14 protein-coding genes and 1 riboswitch are annotated in these 15,893 nt (G+C 67.0%); of the genes, 5 read left to right on the plus strand and 9 right to left on the minus strand.

Features of this window, described 5'->3' with window-relative positions; all coding sequences use genetic code 11:
- Nucleotides 1-303 precede the first annotated feature (303 nt).
- Nucleotides 304-2,991 (plus strand): pyruvate dehydrogenase (acetyl-transferring), homodimeric type, encoded by a 2,688-nt coding sequence (gene aceE, locus MIC98_RS04925; RefSeq protein ID WP_239736175.1) that lies wholly within the window; start codon nucleotides 304-306, stop codon nucleotides 2,989-2,991.
- A 54-nt stretch (nucleotides 2,992-3,045) separates the two neighbouring features.
- Here the strand turns inward: aceE and MIC98_RS04930 are convergent, their stop codons facing one another.
- Together MIC98_RS04930 and MIC98_RS04935 are read right to left on the minus strand one after the other, a co-directional pair.
- Nucleotides 3,046-3,390, minus strand: a complete 345-nt coding sequence (locus tag MIC98_RS04930; protein ID WP_239736178.1) for an HNH endonuclease — start codon at nucleotides 3,388-3,390, stop codon at nucleotides 3,046-3,048.
- 24 nt (nucleotides 3,391-3,414) lie between these two features.
- Nucleotides 3,415-4,571 (minus strand): IS3 family transposase gene (locus MIC98_RS04935; protein ID WP_239734866.1). Its coding sequence is split into 2 segments (ribosomal slippage): nucleotides 3,415-4,331 and nucleotides 4,331-4,571, totalling 1,158 coding nucleotides; the frame shifts between segments, so codons are not numbered across the junction.
- On the opposite strand from MIC98_RS04935, the gene MIC98_RS04940 reads away from it, so the two are divergent.
- Both MIC98_RS04940 and MIC98_RS04945 read left to right on the plus strand, forming a co-directional pair.
- Entirely contained in the window at nucleotides 4,570-5,403 is an 834-nt protein-coding gene (locus MIC98_RS04940) for a hypothetical protein (RefSeq protein WP_239736180.1), read from the plus strand. The genes MIC98_RS04935 and MIC98_RS04940 overlap by 2 nt on opposite strands.
- A gap of 9 nt (nucleotides 5,404-5,412) precedes the next feature.
- Nucleotides 5,413-6,351 (plus strand): XVIPCD domain-containing protein, encoded by a 939-nt coding sequence (locus tag MIC98_RS04945; RefSeq protein WP_239736182.1) that lies wholly within the window; start codon nucleotides 5,413-5,415, stop codon nucleotides 6,349-6,351.
- Between the two features lie 221 nt (nucleotides 6,352-6,572).
- Here the strand turns inward: MIC98_RS04945 and pnuC are convergent, their stop codons facing one another.
- The 3 genes from pnuC to MIC98_RS04960 form a co-directional block, all read right to left on the minus strand.
- Nucleotides 6,573-7,151, minus strand: coding sequence for a nicotinamide riboside transporter PnuC (pnuC, locus tag MIC98_RS04950; RefSeq protein WP_239736185.1), 579 nt, complete (start codon nucleotides 7,149-7,151; stop codon nucleotides 6,573-6,575).
- Nucleotides 7,148-9,328, minus strand: coding sequence for a TonB-dependent siderophore receptor (locus MIC98_RS04955; protein WP_239736187.1), 2,181 nt, complete (start codon nucleotides 9,326-9,328; stop codon nucleotides 7,148-7,150). Before MIC98_RS04955 ends, pnuC begins: the two co-directional genes overlap by 4 nt.
- Nucleotides 9,329-9,398: 70 nt before the next feature.
- Nucleotides 9,399-9,493: riboswitch (TPP riboswitch) on the minus strand.
- A 43-nt stretch (nucleotides 9,494-9,536) separates the two neighbouring features.
- The gene (locus tag MIC98_RS04960; protein ID WP_239736190.1) at nucleotides 9,537-10,670 is read right to left on the minus strand and encodes a phosphotransferase; all 1,134 of its coding nucleotides are present in this window, start codon (nucleotides 10,668-10,670) and stop codon (nucleotides 9,537-9,539) included.
- 535 nt (nucleotides 10,671-11,205) lie between these two features.
- On the opposite strand from MIC98_RS04960, the gene MIC98_RS04965 reads away from it, so the two are divergent.
- A complete protein-coding gene (locus MIC98_RS04965; protein WP_239736193.1) occupies nucleotides 11,206-11,703 on the plus strand; it encodes a hypothetical protein in 498 nt (165 codons plus the stop codon).
- Between the two features lie 95 nt (nucleotides 11,704-11,798).
- Nucleotides 11,799-12,128: a hypothetical protein gene (locus MIC98_RS04970; protein ID WP_239736204.1), complete on the plus strand. Its 330-nt coding sequence runs from the start codon at nucleotides 11,799-11,801 to the stop codon at nucleotides 12,126-12,128.
- A 22-nt stretch (nucleotides 12,129-12,150) separates the two neighbouring features.
- Here MIC98_RS04970 and MIC98_RS04975 read toward each other — a convergent pair whose 3' ends face one another.
- The 4 genes from MIC98_RS04975 to MIC98_RS04990 form a co-directional block, all read right to left on the minus strand.
- A complete protein-coding gene (locus MIC98_RS04975) occupies nucleotides 12,151-12,795 on the minus strand; it encodes an ABC-type transport auxiliary lipoprotein family protein (protein WP_239736207.1) in 645 nt (214 codons plus the stop codon).
- The gene (locus MIC98_RS04980) at nucleotides 12,792-13,718 is read right to left on the minus strand and encodes an MlaD family protein (protein WP_057641315.1); all 927 of its coding nucleotides are present in this window, start codon (nucleotides 13,716-13,718) and stop codon (nucleotides 12,792-12,794) included. Before MIC98_RS04980 ends, MIC98_RS04975 begins: the two co-directional genes overlap by 4 nt.
- A gap of 159 nt (nucleotides 13,719-13,877) precedes the next feature.
- On the minus strand, nucleotides 13,878-14,720 hold the full coding sequence (locus MIC98_RS04985; RefSeq protein WP_239736209.1) for an ABC transporter ATP-binding protein: 843 nt from the start codon (nucleotides 14,718-14,720) through the stop codon (nucleotides 13,878-13,880).
- 35 nt (nucleotides 14,721-14,755) lie between these two features.
- Nucleotides 14,756-15,868: an ABC transporter permease gene (locus tag MIC98_RS04990; RefSeq protein WP_239736211.1), complete on the minus strand. Its 1,113-nt coding sequence runs from the start codon at nucleotides 15,866-15,868 to the stop codon at nucleotides 14,756-14,758.
- Nucleotides 15,869-15,893 lie beyond the last annotated feature (25 nt).

Consider the following 15,893-nt stretch of genomic DNA (forward strand, 5'->3'; position numbering starts at 1 on the left):
CATGAAGGGTCCCGTTCAGCTTGGGGAGTCGATGCCGTGGTCCCGCCTGTTTCGCCGGCCAACTGCCGGCGCCATCGGCGGCATCGGGACGGTGTGCTTCATCGCCATCGGCCGGCTGCGGGCAGGGTGCCCGGATTGTCCCCGCATGGCGTCCGTGGCCTGTCGCGGATGTCTTGCGGACAGCGGCTTTCCACGCCTCCATACGTATGCGTAGCCAGCTTTGCGGGCAACCGGGTGCGTTACACTTTGCGGCTCGAAACTAACGAACAAGCGCGCGCGTGCGTGCAGTAACTGGGAGCGACAATGAACTGGTTGAACGAGGTGCTGAACAACGATCCGAACCCACTGGAAACCCAGGAGTGGATCGAGTCGTTGAAGGCCGTTATCGATGTCGAGGGCCCCGAGCGCGCGCATCAACTGCTGGAAGGCATGGTCGAGCTGACCCGACGTTCGGGCGCGTACCTGCCGTTCTCCCCGACCACCGAATACGTCAACACCATCGAGCCGCAGCTGGAGGCCAAGAGCCCCGGCAACGCCGAGCTGGAATGGCGCATCCGTTCGATCATCCGCTGGAACGCGATGGCGATGGTGGTGCGCGCCAACCGCAAGCCCGGTGACCTCGGCGGCCACATCGCCTCCTTCGCCTCCGGCGCCACGCTTTACGACGTGGGCTTCAACCACTTCTGGCGCGCCCCCAGCGAGAACCACCCGGGCGACCTACTGTTCATCCAGGGCCACAGCTCGCCGGGCATCTATGCCCGTGCCTTCCTCGAAGGCCGCATCGACGAGCAGCAGCTGGACAAGTTCCGCATGGAAGTGGACGGCGGCGGCCTGTCCTCCTACCCGCACCCGTGGCTGATGCCGGACTTCTGGCAGACCCCGACCGTGTCGATGGGCCTGGGCCCGCTGGCGGCGATCTACCAGGCGCAGTTCATGAAGTACCTGGAGCATCGCGGCCTGATCGAGAAGAGCGACCGCAAGGTCTGGTGCTTCATCGGCGACGGCGAGAGCGACGAGCCGGAAACCCTCGGCGCCATCGCGCTGGCCGGCCGCGAAGGGCTGGACAACCTGATCTTCGTGGTCAACTGCAACCTGCAGCGCCTTGACGGCCCGGTGCGCGGCAACGGCAAGATCATCCAGGAACTGGAAGGCGTGTTCCGCGGCGGCGGCTGGAACGTCATCAAGCTGCTGTGGGGCTCCTATTGGGATCCGCTTCTTGCCAAGGACACCGACGGCGTCCTCAAGAAGCTGATGATGGAAACCGTCGATGGCGAATACCAGAACTGCAAGGCCTTCGGCGGCGCCTACACCCGCGAGCATTTCTTCGGCAAATACCCGGAGACCGCGGCGATGGTGGCCAGCCTGTCCGACGACGACATCTGGCGCCTGAACCGCGGCGGCCACGACCCGCACAAGGTGTACGCCGCCTACCAGCAGGCGGTGAACACCAAGGGCAAGCCCACCGTGATCCTGGCCAAGACGGTCAAGGGCTACGGCATGGGCAGCGCCGGCGAAGCGCTCAACCCCACCCACCAGACCAAGAAGCTGGACGACGAGGCGGTGCGCCACTTCCGCGACCGCTTCAACATCCCGGTCACCGACGAGCAGCTCAAGGACGGCCAAGTGCCGTTCTACAACCCCGGCCCGGATTCGCCGGAAGTGCAGTACCTCAAGCAGCGCCGCGCCGAATTGGGCGGCTACCTGCCGGCGCGCCGCCGCAAGGCCAGCAAGTCGTTCGTCGCCCCGCGCCTGGAAACCTACGAGCGCCTGCTCAAGGATTCCGGCGAGCGCACCTACTCGACCACGATGGCCTTCGTGCAGACGCTGAACATCACCCTGCGCGACAAGGAGATCGGCCCGCGGCTGGTGCCGATCGTCGCCGACGAGGCGCGCACCTTCGGCATGGAAGGCCTGTTCCGCCAGATCGGCATCTACGCCCCGTACGGCCAGAAGTACAAGCCGGTCGATGCCGACCAGCTGATGTACTACCGCGAGGACCAGAGCGGGCAGGTGCTGCAGCAGGGCATCAGCGAACCGGGCGCCATCGCCTCGTGGATGGCCGCCGGCACCAGCTACTCGGTGTCCGACGTGCCGATGCTGCCGTTCTACATCTACTACTCGATGTTCGGCTTCCAGCGCGTGGGCGACCTTGCCTGGCAGGCGGCGGACATGCGTACCCGCGGCTTCCTGCTGGGCGGCACCTCCGGCCGCACCACACTCAACGGCGAAGGCCTGCAGCACGAGGACGGCTTCAGCCAGCTCGTGGCCGGCGGCATCCCCAACGTGCGCAGCTACGACCCGACCTTCGGCTACGAAGTCACTGTGATCCTGCAGCACGGCACCAAAGCCATGCTCGAAGACCAGGTCGACGAGTACTACTACATCACCCTGCTCAACGAGAACTACACCCACCCGGCGATGCCGGATGGCGCGGCCGAGGGCATCATCAAGGGCATGTACCTGCTGAAGGACGCCGGCAAGCCGAAGAAGGGCGAGCTGCGCGTGCAGCTGCTGGGCAGCGGCAGCATCCTGCGCGAGGCCATCGCCGCGGCCGAACTGCTGGACAAGGACTTCGGCGTCACCGCCGACATCTGGAGCTGCCCGGCCTTCAACGAACTGCGCCGCGATGGCTTCGACGCCGAGCGCTGGAACCGCCTGCACCCGGAAGGCGAGCAGCGCAAGGCTTACGTCACCGAACTGCTGGAAGGCCGCCAAGGCCCGGCGATCGCCGCCACCGACTACGTGCGTGCCTATGCCGACCAGATCCGCGCCTTCGTGCCGATGACCTACTCGGTACTGGGCACCGACGGTTTCGGCCGCTCGGATACCCGCGCCAACCTGCGGCGGTTCTTCGAGGTGGATCGGTACTACATCGCGCATGCTGCGATTGCGGCGCTGGCGAAGGACGGCAAGATGACGGCGAAGGATGTTGCACGGGCGATCAAGCAGTACAACATTGATCCGGAGAAGGCGAATCCGGTTGGGGTTTGATTCGGTTTCAAAGAAAGTAAGCAAGAAGGCGGCCTATCGGTCGCCTTCTTGCTTTCAGTATTTGAATTTTTCCTTGCGGTGCCACTGGAGATAGATCGGATGCGGCCGCCATGCAGGGTTGTCTGGAATGATGAGCTTCCGCTCTGGGCGAATCAGCTTGTCTAGGCCATCAGGGACACCATGTGGCGAGAGCAGGATGTCATAGTTATCCGAAAAGCTCATCAGGCCACGATCAAATAGCCAGTGCGCTGTTCCCGTTAGCGCAATGCCGTTGCGCACCGTATCTGGACCATCATTCTCAACGGGGCGGATGTGTGCGGCCTCCACTTCTGGGCGGCCGCCGCCGTTGATAAGGCGCAGGCCGGTAACGGCGCAGGTCTTGTCATAGGCGCTTCGCACGTGACGCCTAAACCGAACAGGGTTCTACCCCGAAATCACGGACGGTTGTGAAAGAGCTTGGAACTCCCGATCGCGCCTGGCGACTCTTCGCCGCATCCTCGGGTTATGGAACCGCTCGACGTATTCGAACACATCAGTCTTCGCTGCATCGAGTGTCAGGTACTTCGTGCGGTAGATCCGCTCGCGCTTGAGCACGCCGAAAAACCCTTCGCAGGCCGCGTTGTCGCCGCAGTGTCCCACCGCGCTCATCGAACAGACCAGGCCGTTTCTCGACAGATACCGCTGGTAGTCGCCGCTTCGGAATTGACTGCCGCGATCGGAATGCAGGATCACCGGCTCCGCGCCTTGCCGCTGCCATACCGCCATCTGCACCGCCCGGATCACCATGTGCCGGTCCTGCCTGTGGTGCATCGACCAACCCACCACGCGCTGGTCGAACAAATCCAGCACGATGCATAGATACAGCTTGCCTTGTCCTGTTTTGATCTCAGTGATGTCGGTGACCCATTTGGTCTCCGGCTCCAGTGCGGTGAAGTCCCGCTCCAGCAGGTTGCGCACGCCCGGAGGCGTGAGCGCCGGCCGTCCGCGCTGACCGCGCCGCTTCGGGCGCGGCCAGCCCTGCAAACCCTCGGCCGCCATCAGTCGCGCCACGCGGTTCAAGCTGGCCGACTCGCCCTGATCGACCAGGTCTTCGTGCATGCGACCGGCGCCGAGAGTGCCACGGCTGTCCTCGTGCATCTCGCGGATTCGCGCGGCCAGGCGCTGGTTGTCGCGCTGTCGGGCGCTGGGCAGTCGCTGGCTCCAGTCGTAGTAACCGCTGGCCGACACCTTCAGGCAGCGGCACATCAGTCGAACCGGAAACGCGTCGCGGCAACGTTCGATCACCTGATACCTCAGGATGATCCCTTGGCAAAGAACGTCGCCGCTTCTCGCAAAAAATCCCGTTCCTTCCTCACCCGGGCCAGCTCGCGCTTGAGGCGGGCCAGCTCTTCGTCCCGGGGCGTCCCGCTGCCGCCGAAAGCCACCACCCCCTGGCTCTGGGCTTCCCGCTTCCAGCGGGTCAACAGGGTGTCGCGGATCCCCAACTCCCGAGCCACTTGGGCACAGCTCACACCCGGCTGGCTGGCCTGCTCAATAGCACCGCGCTTGAACTCGGCGCTGAACTTCCTTCGCTTCGACATGAACACTCCTCAGGCCTCGATCGGCCTTCTCGTAAGTGTCCGTGAAAACGGGGGTGAACCCTGCCACGTGAACCCTGTCTCGGACCCCTTGCTTGTGGGGGAGTATAAAGATACAGAGATCTTGGCAGGACTTGATTTGTCCGGAGATTCGTTCCCCCAAATCAGCAGTGGAAACTGTAATCAAGGAGCGTCGATGCCGGTCCAGGGAAGAATACTGTTCTGCGGGATGATCTGTTTTGCTGGACTATTGCTTGGCAGCTGCCAGGCGCAGACGAGCCGCACTCCGGATCAGCCCTCATCCACCATTCGTGAAGATGCTGTGCCTTTTGTCAGATCGCTTCCGATGGTGGCCATGGCAGAACCCATGGTGGTCGATTTCGAGCTGCTGCCCCCCGGCAAGAACGCGACGGCCACCCTGTTCCTGGGCATTCGCGTGGGCGGGAATGATGGGCTGAAATCGTTGCAATCCGCGCAGGAGGTGCGCAGGTCCGGGCTGGAAGCGGAGCTGGTACTGAAGCGGCTCGATGGGCAGGAAGCCGTCAATGTGCCGCTGGTGCGTGTGGAATCGCATGTAGGGGTGCCCGCACGGATCGTCGCCGTGGGATCCGATGGCCGCGTGCCGGGCGGATGGCTGGATGGTGTGGACAATCTATCGCTCCAGTCGGCCGGGCTGGAATCTGTTGACAGCCATTACTCACCGCTGGCGCTGGCTTGGGCTCAGGATGTTCAGCCTGGGAAGTACCAACTGAGCATCAGGTTGCTCAATCCTCCCGGGCAGCTGATGTCGATCAGGTCGGAGCTGCTGGTCGCTTATCGACACAAATCCAAATAGGGACTATTCATGGATGAAAAGTACACAGTGACGGTCTTTGTCGCCGCGCCAGGAACGCCGCTGCTCGCGGGTGGAACCTCGACGGCCGGACATGTTTATTACACGGTCGCGCATGGTGACGAACAAACAAGCTTCGGGTTCGCGCCTGTCGAACATGGCGTTATGACCGGCCCGGGAAAGATCTATCACGATGATGTCGATCAGTACCAGAAGCCCTTCTACCAGCGCACCATGGAAATCAGCGAGGAACAATATGCGCAGCTGACTGAGTTTGGTGCAAAGCCTGAGGAGCATGGGTTCGACACGAAATACCACGGCGCCACCAACAGCTGCATCGACTTCACCTGGGGCGCGCTGAACCACGCCGGGCTGCACCGTACGAACCTCCTGTTCGTGCAGGACAAGGATTTTCAGGGCGGGCTCAAACCACTTAGCAATGTGGAATACATCCGCAGCATTCGCGCCCCATTCCCCGACAGCGAGTTGAACACGGAGCACTACAACCGCATGCCGGAGCGCACCATCATGCAACGCCTCATCAGCGAAGAGCAGCTGCCCGACAAAGATCGCGAGATGCTTGACGTGATCCGTGAACAGGTCGCAGGCATCGATCAGCAGCATGGTCGAGAGTACGACGGTACCAGCGAACGAATTTCTGTCGGCCTGCTGGCGGTGGCCAAGGAGAATGGGCTGGAGCGTGTTGACCACGTGGTCCTGGGCAGTGCACCGAGCGATGGCGCAAGACAGCGCCTGTTCGTAGTGCAGGGTGATCTCGACAATCCGGCCCATGTAAGGGCATCAGTGGCCGTCGATGCTGCGGCGCGGATGCCTGTGGAGCAGTCATACGTAAAGGTCGAGCAGATCATTCAGGCTCAACAGGAGCGCGCGCCGGCCGCCCAGAGTGAGCCCGTAGTCGCGCAAACCCATGCCCCGATGCAGATGGGGTGACGAAAAGCAGGACGCATGGGCGGGTTTCCATGGGGCCAGCTTTTGCTTATGGGGGCGGCTGCTCTTTCTGGGGCTGGTGATACTACCCAGCCCGGCTTCGATGGGGGGAAAGCAGGAAGAAGGCAGGGGAAGAACCGAGTTTCCATGCCTTTGACCCTGATCGTTCTATCGGCCCCTGGAAGTAGGGGAATTACCCGGCGGGAGGCGACCTGCGTCTGTCGCTACCGGGGGAGGGCTGCTTGCTTGCCGGCACTTGTCCAGGCCCGCAACCCCATCACCGCCAGCCCGATGAAGAGCAGATACAACCCGGCCGTGGCGTGCAGCGACTTCACCGCATACATGCCCACGTAGACCAGGTCCACCGCGATCCACAGCCACCACGCGGCGGCGTGCCGGCGCGCCTGCCACCACTGCGCGACCAGGCTGAGGGCGGCGAGCATGGCGTCCAGCCAGGGCAGGGCGGCGTCGGTCCAGGTGTGCATGCCCGCGCCCAGGGCCAGGCCGAAGGCGATGCCCAGGCCGAGGTCGCGTGCGCAATGGCTAGGCGCCAGTGGCGCGACGACGATGCGGCCGTCGGGTTTGTCTTGCCGGTGCCAGTTGAGCCAGCCGTAGAGCAGGAACGCGGCGAAGGCACCTTGCAGCAGGGTGTCCGAATACAGCCGGGCCTCGAAGAACACCAGCGCGTACAGGCCGACGGAAACCAGCCCGACCGGCCAGGCCAGCATCCGCCGTTGCGCCATCAGCCATACGCCGAGGATGCTGAAGGCGACGGCGGACCATTCGAGGATCGCGGGGTTCATAGCGCGATGGTTACCGACAGGCGCGCCTGCCGCGGGGCGCCGGGGAACAGGTAGTAGTCGCCGGCGCTGCTGCCGGTGTCGCGCCAGTAGAAGCGGTTGAACACGTTGTCCACCGACAGGTTCCAGTCCAGCGCGTGGCCCTGCAACTGGTGCCGGAAGCGCAGGCCGGCGTCCACCACGCTGTAGCCGGGCGCGCGCACGCGGCCATCGACGGTGGCGACGTTGGAGGAGGCGTAGCGCCAGCCGCCGGTGATGCCGAGGTCGGGGGCGAACGGCAGTTGGTAGTCGGCATGCAGGCTTGCGCGCGTGGCCGGCACGTTGACCAGCGGGTGGCCTTCGTAGGCAGGCGTGCCGGTATCGTGCGCGCGTGCCCGCAGCACGCTGGCACTGGCGGTGAGTTGCAGGCGTTCGCCGACGCGCCCCTGCGCGCTCAGTTCCAGGCCTGTGTGGGTCTGTTGGCCTTCCTGCACGAAGGTGTAGCCGTAGTCGCTGTCGTCGGGCTTGGCGTACTGGAACGGCCGACTGATGCGGAACAGCGCGGCGCCCAGCGTCAGGGAATCCGATGGTGCGTACTTGGCGCCTACTTCGATCTGGCGCGACAGCACCGAAGGCAGGAAGTTGCCTTCATTGCTGGTCCAGAACGGCGCTTCCTGCCCGAGCGCGATGCCGCGCACGTAGCTGGCATAGACGTTGAGCTGATCGGTCGCGCTCCAGATCAGCGCGGTCTGCGGCAGGAAGTGCGACACGCGGCTCTCGCGCTCGGGATTGCCGCGCTTGTCCCAGTCGCGCTCGTCCAGGCGCACGAAGCGGCCGCCGGCCAGCCACTGCCAGTCGTCGGCGAGGTTCACGCGGTCCAGCACGAACAGCGCCTTCTGCCGGCTGTCCAGGCGCCGCACCGATGCGCCGGGCTGCAGTGGCGAGGGATCGAACTGCGGCACCTGCTGGTCGTGGATGTTGCCCGTGCCGACGTACTCGTTGACGTTGAGGCGCTTGTCCACGGAGCGATCGAAGTAATCCGCGCCGACGGTGAGCTGGTGGTCCACCGCACCGGTGGCGAAGCGGCCGCGCAGTTCGGCGCGCAGCTGCTGGTTGCGGCGGGTGTCGTCCGGGCTGCGGTAGTCGTAGATGTCGTAGTCGCCGTTGGGCGCGAAGTAGTTGCCCAGCACGCTGCCGTCCCAGCAGGACTCTGCGTAGTAGCAGCCATAGGCGAAGGCGACGTTGTCGTCGATCACCGAGCGGCTGTGGCTGGCCGACACGCGCGACTGCCACGCCGGGCTGAAGTCGTAGGTGTGCAAGGCGGTGATGTTGGTGCTGTCGATGCCCACCGGCTGCTGCCAGCGCTGGTAGCCGAGCATCTGCTTGCGGTCCACGTCGCGCGGCAGTGCGGTGGCACCCAGCAGCTGGTAGCCCGAGACCGAGCGCTGCGCGCTGGTCTGGTAGTTGGCGTCCACTTCCAGCTTGCCGTGCTCGCCGAGCAGCCAGTCGGTGGCCAGCGAATAGAAGTTGCGGCGGCCGTCGGCATGGTCGACATACGAGTTGCCGTCTTCCCATGCGGCGTTGAAGCGCACGCCGATGCGCGGGGTCAGCCAGTGGCCCACGTCCACGGCGGCGTGGCGCGAGCCTTCCGAATCGGTGCCGAGGGTGACGCTGCGGACTTCGGCCGGGCGCTTGCCGACGAAGTTGATGACGCCGCCGGGGGCGATCACGCCGGCGGCGAGGCCGGCTTCGCCCTTGAGGATTTCCACCTGCTGCACGTTCTCCAGCGCCAGCCGCTGTTCGCCGGCGAGGGTCATGCCGTTGAAGCGGTAGCCGGTGGCGGTGTCCAGCGCGAAGCCGCGGATGGCTATGTTCTGGTAGTAGCCCACCGGCGCGTAGCTGTCGCCCAGCGAGGCGTCGTTGCTGGCCAGCTCGGACAGCGTGCGCACGTGGCGGTTGTCGAGCAGGCTGCGGTCCAGCACGCTGACCGAGGCCGGGGTGTTCTTCCAGTCGCCGCTGCCGAAGCTGTTGGATTGGGTGTCCCTGGCACCGGGCTGCCTGGCCTGCACGCGCACGGCGGCCAGCTCGGTGGTGGAGCGGGTCTGGGTGTCGTTGGCGTCGGTTTCGGGGGTGCTGGCATGCAGCGGCAGCGCCGCGCCCAGGGCAGCGGTCAATAGCGAGAGTCGGTAGCAGCGGTTCATTCGGTTCGTCATCGGCCGGTGGGGGAGACGAAGCGAAGGCGCGCATGCGCAACCGGCCACGAAGGCGGTGTGCCTGCTGCTCAAAGCTCCCTACGCCGGTGCAAACCGGATCAGGTTCCAAGGGACTCTCTCAGCCTGACTGGTCAGGCACCCCCGCTTCAGGGGCGTATTTGACCATAAACGGTACGGATTTGCCCCGCGTGCGCGTTCAGGCGGCGGCGTGCAGCGCGGCCAGCAATGCCTGCCCGGCGCGGGTGCCGAACCATTCGGCGTGGCCCAGCAGGAAGGTGTGCCACGCCACGTCGGCGTTCGCGGTCGAGCCGGTGGCGCCGTGGAAATATTCGACCTCCGACAGTGCGAAATCGAAATGCACCACCGGCAGCAGGTCGGCCAGCAGGTGCACCTGCGCGGTGGACAGCGGCCGTACCTGCCGGTAGCCGTCGAGCAGGGCGAGCGCGGTATCGACATGCACGGCCTGCATGCCGTGCTCCAGCTCCAGCCACGCCACCGCGTTGCGCTCGATCGCGGTGGCCAGGTCGAACAGGGCGCTGGTGGGCGAGGCCAGGCCGAAATCGAGCACGGTCGCCACGCGCATGGCATCGCCTTCGCGGCGCCAGAGCAGGTTGGAGACGTGCCAGTCGTTGTGCGCCCACAGCCGCGGTTCGGCCTGCAGGCGCTGGTGCAGGCCCGCGTGCCATGGCAGCACGGTCTGCCGGAGGCCGTCCCGCCACGGCTTGCGCGACAGGTAGTCGGCCAGCGCCGGGCGTTCGCCGAAGTCGCGTTCGAGCCGTGCGATCGGGTCGGTGGCGCGGATCAGGTCGTCGCGCGCGACCAGCACGTGGGTGCTGCGCTGCGGGGCGCCGTAGCTCGCCGATGCCAGGTGCAGCGTGGCCAGCATCCTGCCGGCCTCCCATGCCTGGTCGTGCTCGGCAAGCGGCGTCCACGAGGGGATGTCGCGGTACAGGTCCTGCCCGTCGGCCACGGCATGCAGTTCGTAGGTCCAGTCGCCATGCTCGACGGCGGTGGCGCCGTCGCGGTCCCGCAGCACATCGACCACCGGCACGCCCGCGCCGGCAAGGTGGGCGATGAAGCGATGCTCCTCGGCCAGGCTCGCCGCGTTGCGCACGTCGTGGTGATGGCGCTTGATGAAGACCTGCCCCGCCGCGCCCTCGACGATGGCGGCCGCCGACATCGGGCGCGGGCTGTGCCACAGCGTGGCGCCGGCACCTTCAAGCTGCGGGAATCGCCCGCGCAGCCATGCGACCTCGCGTTCGCTGATCGCGGGCCAGTCGGCGGGCACCTCGTCGTTGTCGAGGCCTTGGACGCGGTGGTCGGTGTTCATTGGGGGACGGGCAGGGCACGGGATGGTGTCGTGATGAAGCTAGGGTAGCGGCAGCGCCCGGGTTTGCGCGGGTTCGTGCCTTGCCCGTGGCAAGGAATCCCGGTTCTTTGCCCGGGCGCGGGAATCATGCCCGGAGCAATGGCGGTGGCGTGGCACGCATGGGACCGGGTGTTCCTGTAGATGCGGGGCTCGCCCCGCATGGGGCTTTCCCGGTGAAGCCCCGTGCCGGGCAAGCCCGGCACCTACGGGGCTCCCCAAGGGCGGCCCCGGCGGACGTGCGTTTCCCGCGGTTGACGAGAAGAACCGACCTTTCCGCAGTGGGCACGCGGTCATCTTTGTATCCATTCCGCCACGCATGGCCACGCCGCCCTAACCGCTGCCGGTGGAGGCTGGGCGTGCGGCAGGTGTCGCGTCGTGGAGACCGCGTGATGATCCGCCACCCCAACACCGACCAGGTGCAGCAACAACCGCGTGCAGGGCCAATCCGGCGTGACAGCCGCCCGCTGGCGGCGTATCCGACAGAGGAGGTATCGCCATGAAGAAGCGGCATGTATTCAGTGCATCCAGCCTGCCGATGGCCGAGGCGGCGGTGGTGGCCGCGCGCCGTGCCGGCGTGGACAACGACGACATCCTGCTGGTGGCGCGCTCGGACATCGAGAAATACGTGATCCCCGACAAGCGCAAGATGGCCGACACCGACCTGATCACCGCCGCCGGCCGCGGTGCCGGCTATGGCGCGGCCACCGGCCTGCTGGCGGGTCTGGTCGCCGTGGCGGTGCCGCCGCTGGGTATCACCCTGGCTGGCGCGGCGGCCGTCGGCGTGGCCGGGGCGCTGGTCGGCAGCCTGGCGGCGGCGCTGCTGGGCGCGACCGTGCCCGACCCGGTGCGGCAGGCGTTCGACGACGAGATCGAGGCGGGCAACATCCTGATCGTGGTCGATGGCGAACCGGAGGTGCTGGAGGTCGCCGGCCCGGCCATCGCCGGGCTTGGCCTGCGGCCGTTGCCCTATGAATCCACGTCGGCATTGACCTGATGCATGGCATGCACGCTGGTGGCGAGGGCATCGACGCGGCGTGCACGCATGGGCGGTGATCGTCGCGGTTCTTTTCCAACCGTGAGAGCCGCCGCATGGCCCCGTCCCCACCGCGCACGCCCGATGGCCGCTATCTGGTGGCGCGCGGCCGGCTGTGGCGTGCCGCCAACCCGCATCTGCCGGAGGCGAAGCGCCAGTCGTGGGTGCGGCAGTTGATGGCGGCGCGACGGGAGGTGGGTCTTGCCCGCCGGCATGGCGACCGCGAGGCACTGGCGCGCGCCGGGGCGGCGGTCGATGCCGCCAAGCGCGCGCTCGGCGAGCGTGGCCCGGTCTGGTGGGACGATGGCGCGCCGGACTACAACCGCCATCTGGTGAAGAACACGCCGTATGCGGCGTGGCATGCGCAGTGGACGGCGGCGGAATGAGCGCGGGGACTTGCCCGCCGGTTCAGCGCCGGTCGGCGCTGGCCTGCCAGTCGGCCTGCCCGGCGGCCAGCGTCCAGCCGACCAGTTCGGTGGTGGTCCTGCCCAGCGCGGTTTCGAATGCCGCCGCCACGCTGGCCACCTCGGTGCCGGCGGCCGGTTCGGCCAGCAGGAAGGTGCGCGAGGCCACCACGCGCTGATTGAGGCTGTGGATCAACTTGGCGTTCAGTTCGATGGTCGCCGCCGGACGCGCGTTGCCCGCGTAGTCCGACTCGAAACGGCGCAGGTCGATGCTCAGCTTGTAGTCGGCGCGGATGCCGCTGGCGATGCGCGCCACCGCGGCGATGCGGCCGGAATCCTCGAAGCCGCGCAGCAGCGCGTCCTCCAGCATGTCGGTGGCTGGCTGCGACCAGGTTGCGCCGCGGTAGACCTCAAGTTCCGCAGGGGTGGGGCGCACGTTGATGCGCGGGCTGTCCACCATCCGCGCCGCGGCCGGCTTGGCGATGGCCAGCTGCCATTCCACCTGCGGCCAGGCCGGGTCGGCGCTGATGCGCGCCTGTGGCGCGTAGATCGTGATGGGGTGGCGGTCGTTGCTGGCCAGCAACGAGCAGCCGGCCAGGGCCAGCAGGCAGAACGGGGCGAACAGGCGTGTCGGCAGGGAGCGCTTCATTTCGGTTCGAACTCCTTGGGGGCATCGCGGCCGAGCAGGTAGCGTGCGGGGTTGTTTTCGAGGCGGTCGCTGACCCGGCGCAGGTCGCGGATCAGCCCGCGCAGCTCGGTCAGGGTGGGACCGAGCTGGGCCAGGCCGTCGTTGGCGAAGCTGTTGATGGCGGCGCGGTTCTCGCCAAGGATGGCGTCGGCGTTGCCGGCGGCCGAGTCGAGCTTGCCCAGGCTGGCGTCGAGCTTTTCCAGCGTGGCCGGCAGTTGCCGCACGATGTTCTGGTCCAGGTGCTGGAGGGTGCCGTTGGCGGTGGCCAGGGTGGTGTTGAGGTTGCGCGCGGCGTCGCGCGCCTCGACCAGCAGCGCCTGGGTGCCTTGGTCGCGGTCGGCCAGCCCGCCGCTGATGGTTTCCAGGTGGGCCAGGGTGTTGGAGATGCGGTCCACGTTGTCGTCGCTGAGCAGTTCGTCCATGCGCTCGACCACGCGGTTGGCCACGTCGGTGATGTTCTGCAGCGCCGAGGGCGTGGTCAGGATGGTCGGCACCGGCTCGCGGCTGGCGGTGGTGAGCGCCGGCGCCTGCGGGCTGCCGCCGCTGAGCTGGATGATCGACGGGCCGGTGAGGCTGGTGATGGCCAGCTTGGCGCGGGTGTCGGTCTTGACCGGGGTGGTGGAGTTCAGCCGCACCTTGGCAATGACCTTGCGCGGGTCGTCCGGCGCCAGCGTCAGCTCGGTGATCGAGCCGACGGCGATGCCGTTGTATTGCACCGGGCTGCCCACCGACAGGCCGGTGACGGCCTCGTCGAACACCACCCGGTACTCCTGCCAGGTGCGGTCGGAGGAATACTTGGCCGCCCACAGGCCGAAGCCGAGCAGCGCCAGCCCGACGATGAGGGTGAAGGCTCCGATCAGGACGTAATTGGCTTTGGTTTCCATGGGGTCACGGCCGGGAATGGGTCAGGTTTAGTAGATGCGGGGCTTGCCCCGCATGGGGCGTTATCGGGATGGCTCGGTGTGGGGCAAGCCCCACACCTGCGGCGGGCAGGTGTTCGGAGTATTCCAGCGGTGCGGTGGTGGCGAGGCAACGGGAGCGGTTCATTCCCGTTTCCCCGTTCCCCGTTCCCCGCTTTCACGCGCCGCCCGCGCGCGCGGGCCGTGGAAATATTCGCGTATCCACGGGTGGTCGAGGCGTTCGATGTCCGGCAGCGGCGCGCAGGCGATCACCTTGTGGTCGGCCAGCACCGCGACCCGGTCGCAGATGGCGTAGAGCGTGTCCAGGTCGTGGGTGATCAGGAACACGGTCAGGCCCAGCGCCTCCTGCAATGCCTTGATCAGCCGGTCGAACGCGGCCGCGCCGATCGGGTCGAGGCCGGCGGTGGGTTCGTCGAGGAACAGCAGCGGCGGGTCCAGCGCCAGCGCCCGCGCCAGCCCGGCGCGCTTGCGCATGCCGCCGGACAGCTGCGAGGGCAGCTTGTTGATGGCGTCGGCCGGCAACCCGGCCAGCTTCACCTTCAGCAGCGCCAGTTCGTAGTGCCAGGCTTCCGGCAGTTCCGGGTAGTGCTCCTTCAGCGGCACCTGCACGTTCTCGCCGACGGTGAGCGAGGAGAACAGCGCGCCGTCCTGGAACAGCACGCCGGTGTTGCGCTCGATGTGCAGGCGCGCGGCGGGCTGTTCCGAGCGCGCGTCCTCGCCCAGCACCTCGATCCGGCCGGCATCGGGCCGGCGCAGGCCGAGGATGGAGCGCATCAGCACCGACTTGCCGGTGCCCGAGCCGCCGACCACGCCGAGGATCTCGCCGCGGCGCACGTCCAGGTCCAGCCCGTCGTGCACGGTCTGGCTGCCGAAGCGGTTGGCCAGCCCACGCACCTTGATGACGGCGTCGTCGCCATCGGGAACGGTGGCAGCCCCGGTCTTCGCCGGAGCAGCGGCGTCCTCCATTCCCCGTTCCCCGTTCCCCGTTCCCGGCTTCATCATCACCAATCCATGTGCATGAACCACAACGCTGCCAGCGCGTCGAGGATGATGACCAGCGAGATGGTCTGCACCACGCTGGAGGTGGTGCGCTCGCCCACCGATTGCGCGGTGCCTTCCACCTTCAGCCCTTCCAGGCAGCCGATCAGGGCGATGATGACCGCGAACACCGGCGCCTTGGACAGGCCGACGAGGAAGTGCCGGGCTTCCATCGTGTCGTGCATGCGCGCGATGTACATCTGCGGCGGGATGCCGAGGTCGAACGCGCCGACGGTGACGCCGCCGGCCAGGCCGGCGATCATCGCGATGAAGGTCAGCAGCGGCAGCATCACCAGCAGCGCCAGCACCCGCGGCAGCACCAGCAGGTCGACGGGGTCCAGGCCGAGGGTGCGGATGGCGTCGATCTCCTCGCGCGCCTTCATCGCGCCGATCTGCGCGGTGAAGGCGCTGGCGGTGCGCCCGGCCAGCACGATGGCGGTGAGCAGCACGCCGAACTCGCGCAGGAAGGCGATGTTGACCAGCTCCACCACGTAAATTTCCGCGCCGAAGTCGCGCAGGATGGTGGAGCCGAGGAAGGCGATCACCGCGCCGACCAGGTAGGACAGCAGCGCGATCAGCGGCACCGCGTCCAGCCCCACTTCCTCCATCTGGTGCACGGTGGCGGTCAGCCGCAGGCGCCGCGGCTGGCGCAGCAGCCGCGCCAGCTTGGACAGGTTCTCGCCGAAGAAGCCCAGCAGCACCACGACGTTGCCGCCGATGGCGTGCATCGAGCGGCCCAGCCGCTCCAGCGCCGCGGCCACGCCGTAGTCGCGCTGCGGCTTGGGGCGTTCGTCGGCCACTTCCTCGATGGTGCAGACCAGCGCGCGGTGGTCATCGCGGAACAGCAGCGCCTCGTCGGGCAGCCCGGCGCGGTGCGCGAAGCGCAGCAGCTGCAGCACGCCGGCCGAATCCAGCTGGTCGATGCCACGCGCGTCCAGCGCCTGCGGCGAGGTGTCCAGCGCGCGCAGCAGCTGCGCCGACTGCAGCGCGGTGGACAGCGTCCAGTTGCCGGACAACCTGAGCTGGCCGTCGGCATCGGGGTCCATCGCGCAATGGGGCGGTCGGGGCTGTTTCATCGCGGGCATCCGTGGCCGAGCATAA

The organism is Stenotrophomonas sp. NLF4-10 (genome assembly GCF_022359915.1).
In the GTDB taxonomy this organism is placed as follows: Bacteria; Pseudomonadota; Gammaproteobacteria; order Xanthomonadales; family Xanthomonadaceae; genus Stenotrophomonas; species Stenotrophomonas daejeonensis.

Coding starts and splice junctions, on each gene's coding strand:
- MIC98_RS04940 (WP_239736180.1), top strand. CDS start 4,570: ATGAACACTCCTCAGGCCTCGATCGGCCTTCTCGTAAGTGTCCGTGAA.
- MIC98_RS04980 (WP_057641315.1), bottom strand. CDS start 13,718: ATGGAAACCAAAGCCAATTACGTCCTGATCGGAGCCTTCACCCTCATC.
- MIC98_RS04975 (WP_239736207.1), bottom strand. CDS start 12,795: ATGAAGCGCTCCCTGCCGACACGCCTGTTCGCCCCGTTCTGCCTGCTG.
- aceE (WP_239736175.1), top strand. CDS start 304: ATGAACTGGTTGAACGAGGTGCTGAACAACGATCCGAACCCACTGGAA.
- MIC98_RS04970 (WP_239736204.1), top strand. CDS start 11,799: ATGGCCCCGTCCCCACCGCGCACGCCCGATGGCCGCTATCTGGTGGCG.
- MIC98_RS04945 (WP_239736182.1), top strand. CDS start 5,413: ATGGATGAAAAGTACACAGTGACGGTCTTTGTCGCCGCGCCAGGAACG.
- MIC98_RS04990 (WP_239736211.1), bottom strand. CDS start 15,868: ATGAAACAGCCCCGACCGCCCCATTGCGCGATGGACCCCGATGCCGAC.
- MIC98_RS04955 (WP_239736187.1), bottom strand. CDS start 9,328: ATGAACCGCTGCTACCGACTCTCGCTATTGACCGCTGCCCTGGGCGCG.
- MIC98_RS04960 (WP_239736190.1), bottom strand. CDS start 10,670: ATGAACACCGACCACCGCGTCCAAGGCCTCGACAACGACGAGGTGCCC.
- MIC98_RS04965 (WP_239736193.1), top strand. CDS start 11,206: ATGAAGAAGCGGCATGTATTCAGTGCATCCAGCCTGCCGATGGCCGAG.
- MIC98_RS04985 (WP_239736209.1), bottom strand. CDS start 14,720: ATGGAGGACGCCGCTGCTCCGGCGAAGACCGGGGCTGCCACCGTTCCC.
- pnuC (WP_239736185.1), bottom strand. CDS start 7,151: ATGAACCCCGCGATCCTCGAATGGTCCGCCGTCGCCTTCAGCATCCTC.